General features: G+C 46.4%; 6 protein-coding genes. 3 read left to right on the plus strand and 3 right to left on the minus strand.

Translation table 11 applies throughout. From position 1 onward, the window contains the following. Positions 1 to 292: 292 nt before the first annotated feature. The 3 genes from O9316_RS12225 to O9316_RS12235 all read right to left on the minus strand — a co-directional run bounded on the left by O9316_RS12225 (position 293) and on the right by O9316_RS12235 (position 5,583). The gene (locus O9316_RS12225) at positions 293 to 3,529 is read right to left on the minus strand and encodes a T9SS type A sorting domain-containing protein (RefSeq protein ID WP_298347260.1); all 3,237 of its coding nucleotides are present in this window, start codon (positions 3,527 to 3,529) and stop codon (positions 293 to 295) included. 490 nt (positions 3,530 to 4,019) lie between these two features. Next, positions 4,020 to 4,922: a YHYH protein gene (locus O9316_RS12230; RefSeq protein WP_298347262.1), complete on the minus strand. Its 903-nt coding sequence runs from the start codon at positions 4,920 to 4,922 to the stop codon at positions 4,020 to 4,022. Positions 4,923 to 4,947: 25 nt separating this feature from the next. After that, entirely contained in the window at positions 4,948 to 5,583 is a 636-nt protein-coding gene (locus tag O9316_RS12235; protein ID WP_298347264.1) for a hypothetical protein, read from the minus strand. Positions 5,584 to 5,779: 196 nt separating this feature from the next. Between O9316_RS12235 and O9316_RS12240 the strand changes: the two genes are divergently transcribed. The 3 genes from O9316_RS12240 to O9316_RS12250 are packed head-to-tail and all read left to right on the plus strand — an operon-like array spanning position 5,780 to position 7,113. After that, entirely contained in the window at positions 5,780 to 6,358 is a 579-nt protein-coding gene (locus O9316_RS12240) for a sigma-70 family RNA polymerase sigma factor (protein WP_298347266.1), read from the plus strand. A 36-nt stretch (positions 6,359 to 6,394) separates the two neighbouring features. Next, complete coding sequence (locus tag O9316_RS12245) at positions 6,395 to 6,670, plus strand: hypothetical protein (protein ID WP_298347268.1); 276 nt, start codon at positions 6,395 to 6,397, stop codon at positions 6,668 to 6,670. A 5-nt stretch (positions 6,671 to 6,675) separates the two neighbouring features. Next, positions 6,676 to 7,113, plus strand: a complete 438-nt coding sequence (locus tag O9316_RS12250) for a hypothetical protein (protein WP_298347270.1) — start codon at positions 6,676 to 6,678, stop codon at positions 7,111 to 7,113. The last annotated feature ends 763 nt before the right edge of the window (positions 7,114 to 7,876 follow it).

Below are 7,876 nucleotides of genomic sequence, written 5' to 3' on the forward strand. Positions count from 1 at the left end.
GTGTTTTGCCCCTAATTTACGAAAGCTTAATTCTCCTGTTAAATATTCAGCAATGATTGATTCCTGTTCTTGAATAGTTTTTGTCGATTTTCTCATCATGTTTACACGTTAATTCGTGTAAACCTATTTTAGGACGAGACACTTCGGAAAACTAAGGGAATGATTGACAGGACTTTGATGAATGTCAATTCCTTTACTACCCTATTGATTTTTGCTTGCTAATGACATTTCAGGGGTAATATGAGAGGCAAATAACACCCGCAGTTAGCCACACCAAAGATTCAGCCTTGCATTAATGCATAACATTCACCTTACTAACATGAACCAATTGACGGTTAGATCTAAACTGAACATAGTACATACCCGACACAAGGTTCTTAACAGATACACTACGATTACTTCGCTGAGGAAGATTGCCCGAATGGATAAGCTGGCCATTTGAATTGATCAGGTAAAATTGTAAATCGGGCAGCTCGGTATAAAGAAAAAGTTCATCGTTAACCGGGTTGGGATAGGCAATAATCTGGTTAGTTAAAGCTTCTTTCAAACCCGTGATAACACCTCCCCTTCCGGAGAGATCAACCTGTATCGGAGCACTACTTCCATTTGATGTAATGACGAGGCTTCCTTTGTATTCCTTTGCTTCGACAGGCTGAAACGATATAGGCAATAGATACGCGCTTTTAGGAAGTATACTTGCCGATGCCGCACCGGTAAAGCCTTCCGGATACTCCACCTTTGAGATGGTAAGTGGACCAGTCCCATTATTTGTTAGGGGTAAAACAAGTACCCTTGTTTCATTCACCCCGACAGTATTGAAAGAAAGCGTGTCTTGCACTTTTAGTTCACGTGAGGAACCGGACCCGGTTACGTACACCGTCAATGGGCTGGTCGCTCCATTAAAAAATAAGCGAATTTCTCCTGCATAACTTTCCGCTGTAACTGGGTTAAAGCTGACAGCAAGATTAAACGTACTGTTGGCCATAATTGAACGGCTGCCGCTTGGCCCCTGTACACCAACAGGGTACTGTACGCTGTCTAGCAGGAGAGCCTGATTGAAATTATTTGAAATACGCACCTCTTTTGTAGAACTGCTTCCAACATCAACAAAGCCAAAATGAAGTTCCTTTTGAGCCGACACCTGTGAGAGCCATTCATTCCAGGTGGCGGTAAAAATCCCACTGCCGTGCGTGGCCACGGCAACGAGGAAGGTATTGTTGCGTGAGGCTATCATGTCGACCGCACTATTGCCAATTTGATCGAGTGCAATTTTTTCCCAATGCGTATTTTCTCCATCTATCTGCTCAGTAGCAAATAGCCCGGTAGAAGTGCCTACGAAATAAATTTTTCGGTCTCCCACTTGCGCAATTTCCAGCCAAACCAGAGCAGGGCCATTTCCGGTGCCATCGGAGTTTTCTTCCAGATTGCCAGCAACTTTCTGCCAATTGATTCCAGCATCAACACTTCGATAGAGGCTGTATTCCTCGTAGTTGGAAATAACGGCAAATAACTCATTACCATTATCAGGATCTACTTTAATCTGATTTACGAAAGTAAACGCTTGAGCCGGAATTTTACCGCAAAAATGAGGACCGTCATAGTCGCTAACGTGTGCTTTTTCGTAACGATAAAAAAGCAGATCCGAAGATTTTCTTGCCGCCATGTATACGCGATGAGTAGGTCTTTGTGAACTTACACCAATAGCCAAAAGTGCATCATAGTCCACACTTCCTAGTGAAAGACTCTCCCATGAAGATAAAGGAGGATTTAACAAAAGTTGGTCAAGTTTGTTGTTTCGCCAAACCTGTTTTCCAACCGTAGTGAACATAACGTTTTTATCGGAAGGATCAAGAAAGAACGGGTGAATGAAGCGAACGCCACCGAGGGCAGATCCATTGAACACAAATTTCTGTTCCAGCTTGTCACCTTTCCAGGTATTTACCGCAATCGCGGCATTTTGAATGCTCGTGTACAACAAGGAATCGTTGAATGCTGCATATCCGCCATCAGATCCCATAACGTTGCTCCAGGGCAACCCGGGAGCCGGTTGCATATGTGTGCCATTATCCTGTGTTCCTCCCGCCACCGCCTGGCTGGCGCCTTCTGTGCGGATGGCAACGGAATAGAATTGGGTGGCTGCGTAATTATTGTTGATTGGTCTCCAGTTCTTCGGCCATGCCGCTATATCCGCCAAGTAAACGCCACCATCGTTGATATTGAGGGCAAGATTGGGATCAGAGGAAAAAAAAACCAACCCATGATGATCCACATGAGGTTCCGTATTCATACTCACATTTGCCAGCGAGCTGAATCCATCGGTGCTACGATAGAGGTAAATGCCTCCGAGAAACACCAGTGAGGGATTGGCAGGATGGACACTTACAAACATGCTGTAACCCGATTGCGTGTTAACACGTGTGAGGCTGGGTTCCCGGATTTGAGTGATTACGGAACTTCGGTCAGTCCACACGCCTCCTGAACTGTTGTGCTGGTAATGAAACAGGTCGTGCTCATTTCCCCGTGCGATGAAAAAATACACTTGGCTTTCGTCCGATGGTGCGATGGCGATACTGGCTTTTGGAGGTGCGGTTTTTTGGAACGAAGGAGAAATATTGGACCACGTTACGCCATCAGCCGAACGAAATATCCCGCCCTCCGTTCCTGCGGCAGTCGCATACATGATACCTTGAGACGTGACCGCCAGATTGTGATGAAGCCGTAAGCTCGTAGTACCCAATGTTCGTGCCCACGTTTGGCCGCCATCGGCACTTCGCATGATGCCTGCTGATGTTGCAGCGAGCACCACATCCGCATTGGTTATCGTTGGATGTACGGCCAATGCAATCACTCTAGAAAAACTGGCAGACGTTTGAATGGGTGTTGCCGAAGTACCGGGTAACGATACCCAGGTGGCTCCGTTATCGGTAGACTTAAATAATCCTTCGGAGTTGAACCGCGAAGAGCCCGAGGACTCCTGTGTTCCAACGTACCAGGTGCTCCCCTTGCCCGGGCGAGGATCTTGAGTGATAGCCGATATGTTGATCATTCGGTCAGCTGATGAAATTCGGCTCCAGGAGCGGCCACAATCCCACGATTCCCATAATCCGCCAGAGACTGCGCCAGTAAAAATGTGGCATTCATTCGCCTTGTCGATAGCGATGGCACGGGTGCGCGGACCAACTGTAAAAGGGCCTCGGTGTTGCCAGACTAAAGGTAAATCCAGGGTGGATTTTTGACGTGCATTGGTATAGACTTTTTGTGCCTCAATCATCTCAGAGACAAATCGCAACTCCCGTTGGCGCATGTTTTCAGGAATCTCGCCAGTACGGGGATTACAAAAACGCATTTGATCATAACGTTCACGTGCCTGGGGGTCATCTTCCGTTCCAGCGCTACTCCCTTTTTCCACTATAGCATCAGGCCATACGTGGTGAGCATCAAAACGAATGATGTGCAAACGGATAGTTACCAGCGCAACCAAAAAAACAATGATGGCACCAACTAACGGTAGCCTTACTTTTATCTTCATCCTCATCTGATCATTAGCTTAACAATGGAATATCCAAGAATCTATGTAAATAAAATATTTACTTTTTCCTTTAACAAACGATTTAGCGAAATTTAAGGTTCGAAAACACTATTTATTTTCTGCAGAATCTCGCCTAGGACTCTGCGGCTTCCCTACTCCCCCTCGCTTGCCCTCTCAAACCACCATTCTTGGCCTGAGCACTCCCTGCCGCCCCGTTCATGCGTGCGCGTCTCGCCAGCGTGAGAACTCAAAATAAAACAATCCTGCCGGTTGGCAAAAATCCGTTTGCGGCCCAGGCTGCCTGCGCCCACGATTTCCGCGGCACGTGCTGCACACACGCGCTGGCTGTGGGCGCCAGCCTTTTGCAAAACTAAAAATACAAGTTTATCTGTTAGCTACTTTCATTCCGCCCGTTGGTGAAGAAATCAAAATGGGGATTGGGACAAATGAAAATGAGTGGATGTTGCCAAAAGCTCTTTGCATTTTTTTTTCAGCCTATTTTAAAACTTTCGTTTGGTGTGCCCCTGAAAAACCGAGGGATATAGGGCCAGCCACTGGTAATTACATAATAGTAGGTGCCATTAGGGTACTCTTTGGTTTTGCCAAACCTACCGTTACACTCGTCCAAATCGCCAACTCCCTTTTCATACACATAATCCTGCACAAAGGTGCCGTCATAATCCCCTGATGGGCCTGTGGGTTTATCGCTTGCGTTGGTAGGGCGAACACCACTCTTTAGTTTGTAACTGCTTTTCAGTTCCACCAGTGCAGAAGAAACATTGTTGGCATCGGTATGGCCGAAGTTGCTGTAGATCGGAAAGCCATCGGCTGCATAGCCCAGCAATACCATTTCTCCAGCTTTGGTTTCCTCTGTACGTTTTTTAACCAGCAGCGTTAGCACCCCGTGGTAGTGATACACGCCAGGGGGCTGCACGTGTGCATTGTTTTGGTCCATCCCCAACTTCACATTTTTAGAAAGCCCCTCGTATTGCCAGCCGCTGGCTAAACCTTCAAACGGAAACTGGATAGCCCTACGTTCATCACCATGAATATAGTATGGCCCGTTGGGATCCATTGGCACCCCGTTAATGGCCACCCCAAATTCATAAAAGAGGGTTGTGACAGGTGTGGCGAGCGCCACGGGGTTTAACAGCATCTTATACGTGTGGTCAACCTCTATGATTGTGATTGGGTTATACGCATTGGGGAATACACCCACTTCGTGGTCGGGTATTCCGTTCGATTCGATGATCCTGAAACCATCTTTTTCGGTGATCTTCACTTCGTTCACCAGGCCGTTGATGGTTATCTTATTTGTTTTGGTTTCGTCTGAGCTGCATGCAGCGAGCAAAAGCGAAGCAATACCGGTAAAAATGCAAATGGAAAGTTTCATGGTAAAATGATTAATACGTAATAGTTTAGTAATTAATTGATGACGATAAAATACCTGGTGGATTGTTCCCAATGGCTTTGTGCGGTAAAGCTCTGTGCTTCCAGGCCACTTTCAGAAAAACTGCCAGAGAGACTATTGAAACGAAGGCATAAAGGACTGTAAGCCAATGGGTACTGGCGGCATCGGTTTTCTCATTTTCGATTTGCCAATGGCCTTGGCGAAACACGAGCCGTATAGTTTGATCGTTTTTCTTTAGAAACGAAGCATACACATCATCTCTGTTCGCTCCGGCCATTTGTCTGTTTGTCCCTTCCAATCGAAAAATCCGTGTTGATTGCCCATTGCCTGCCCGCGGGTCGAACCTGATGGTGATAGATTTAACATTGTTGAGCGAGGCAAGGTGTAATTGTATACCGTCCTGATAAAACCCTTGACTGTTGACCGACAAGGCTAGTGGTTTGCCATCTGCCAATATGCTGAGGTAGGGTATAAAATCGTTAGGTTCAAAACGGGCTGCTTCCAATTGGGCCATGGTTTCGCTGTAAACAAGCTGCCACGCGGTGCCTGTTTTTTTTAGGGAGACCATTTGAAAGGCAGGCTGATGTGCCATGCCTACAAGGGGACTGGCAAGCAGAAGGAATACAATCAATTTTGATTTCACGAACTAAGTTTTGTGCATTAGTCGGTACCCACGCAAGAATACTTGCGGCACCCCTGAATTATTTTTTCACAACAATTTCTTCCCCTTACCAAGAGCGACTTAAAATAAAAATAAATAGCGCAAGGCGCAGGAAAACCAGTTCCAAAAACAACTAATCCACACTCGTCCAAAAAATGCGTATTTTGATTCTTTGCAAATGAATGTGATTCCACCGGGGGACATTTCAGACGAGGGGTTGTTGCGGTTGGCCTGCGAGCGCAAACACGAAGTTGTGCTGGAGAAACTCTATCACCGCTTTGGCAACCGCATCTTTAAGGTAGCCATGGATGTGGTGCGCAACAGGGAAGAGGCAGAGGAAGCGGTGCAAGATGTGTTTATTGCCATCTGGGAAGGTAGTGCCCACTTTGATGGAAAGTCGAAGGCGTACACATGGCTTTACCGGGTGGCGGTAAACAAAGCCCTGGAGCGTGCCCGCAAGAAAAATAGTAAAAGCAGCCGTTTTTTCTGGGCGAAAGAATACAACGAAATGGAACGCGTGCCACCTGATTATCATACGCCCCAGGTGGGGATGGAGGAGCAAGAGAAAAGAGAGCAGGCCAACACCTTGATCAATCGTCTGCCTGAAAAGCAAAAGGTTGCTTTTTCGCTGTTTTATCTTTCGGAGTTAAGCTATGAAGAAGTGGCCAAGGCCATGGATACCACTGTTTCATCAGTGGTGTCGCTTTTGTTCAGAGCCAGAAGAAATCTGGAAAAATTTATACAGACATACAGATGATTTAGATGATTTAAGCAAAAATAAATATCTTCATTTATGAAAAAGATTGAAAGTATACATGAACTTATTGAAGTGGCCCGAAGAATGCCCATGGGGCAATTGCCCGATACGTACTTTCTTACGCATATCCGTCCGCAGTTAAAAGTTCAGAGGCAAACGGCTGTTGAGTTAAACTGGATGCGCATGGCAGCGGGCATTGCACTTGTTACCGTAAATGTTACCGTTTGGTACCTCTCTTACAGGCAGAATTTTGTAAGTGAACCTTACTACAACCTTTCTAATTATTTGTCGGTAAACCAAATAAACTTTTAACACGTATGGCCACTGTTTCAAATCGCACCGTTATTACCGGGCTCATTTTTCTCAACCTGCTGTTGGTAATTTTTATTGTACTGGGCTTTGTTCGCAATAGGCAAGGCTCACCAATGGAGCCGGAATTTTTAATTTATGAATTGAAGCTGGACAGTGACCAAATAAGTCGGTATAAATACCTTCTGGATTCGAACAAAAATGTGATGGGCCCGATGCTGAACGAATTGAAGTTGGCCAAACAGGAATTCTTTAATGAGATTTCATCGGCCAGCGTGACGGAGTCAGTGCTGCTTGAAAAGCAGGCTGCCATCAACGCCATTCAAAATAAAATTGACCGTGCCATGCTCCACCACCTGCATCAGTTGTTTCTTTTGTGCAATGAGGCACAACGGCAAAAGTTGTTAGGCCTTTTGCACCGGTTGGGCGAGCAAATGCCCGGATAGGCTTATTGGGGTTTGGCCTATAAGTTCCAGTCATTCAACAAATCCAACTCATTTGCAACCTTCTGCTTTTGGCAAAGGCCTTTGAAAACGGATGATTGAAAAGGCCAGATGCAACCACATGCCTGCTACCAGGCCCAGGTCAAAGATTATTCCTCGCTGAGATCCCGTTTCGGGGACTCTGCGCTTACTTCCTTTATACTACATTCTCTCCTTCACTTGCCCTGCCTTACTTTTTCTTTCACTTATCTCCTGCTTCCGACAGAGTCCCCGAGGCGGGAGACTCCTGCGGTGAAAAGAAATAGTTTCAATACAAGCAGTTTCCGAAATGGTTGCAGTTCATTTTATGCAAATGAATACAATACTACCTGTTTTACGGGTTATGCAATAGAATTCTTATTCTCCGCAGAATCTCCCCTCGGACTCTGCGGCTTTCCTACTCCCCCTCGCTTGCACTCTCAAACCACCATTCTTGGCCTGAGCACTGTCTGCCGCTCCGTTCATGCTTGCGCTCCTCGCCAGCGTGAGAACTAAAAGTAAAAAGTCCTGCCGGTTGGCAAAAATCCGTTTGCGGCCCAGACTGCCTGCGCCCACGATTTCCGCGGCATGTGCTGCACACACGCGCTGGCTGTGGGCGCAAGCCTTTTGCAAAACTAAAAATACAAGTTTATCTGTTAGCTACTTTCATCTCGCTGTGTGGTGGAGACCACAAACGGGGGCGCAGTGGCGGGCCGGATTTTTCTTTTGGGCGGCTTTTCGGCTTGCC

It is taken from the genome of Flavobacterium sp., assembly GCF_027533505.1.
Taxonomy (GTDB): Bacteria; Bacteroidota; Bacteroidia; order Flavobacteriales; family Flavobacteriaceae; genus Flavobacterium.

Bases quoted from the DNA above. Each gene is read 5' to 3' on its own strand.
- O9316_RS12225 (WP_298347260.1), bottom strand. From the start codon at position 3,529: ATGAAGATAAAAGTAAGGCTACCGTTAGTTGGTGCCATCATTGTTTTT.
- O9316_RS12230 (WP_298347262.1), bottom strand. From the start codon at position 4,922: ATGAAACTTTCCATTTGCATTTTTACCGGTATTGCTTCGCTTTTGCTC.
- O9316_RS12240 (WP_298347266.1), top strand. From the start codon at position 5,780: ATGAATGTGATTCCACCGGGGGACATTTCAGACGAGGGGTTGTTGCGG.
- O9316_RS12245 (WP_298347268.1), top strand. From the start codon at position 6,395: ATGAAAAAGATTGAAAGTATACATGAACTTATTGAAGTGGCCCGAAGA.
- O9316_RS12250 (WP_298347270.1), top strand. From the start codon at position 6,676: ATGGCCACTGTTTCAAATCGCACCGTTATTACCGGGCTCATTTTTCTC.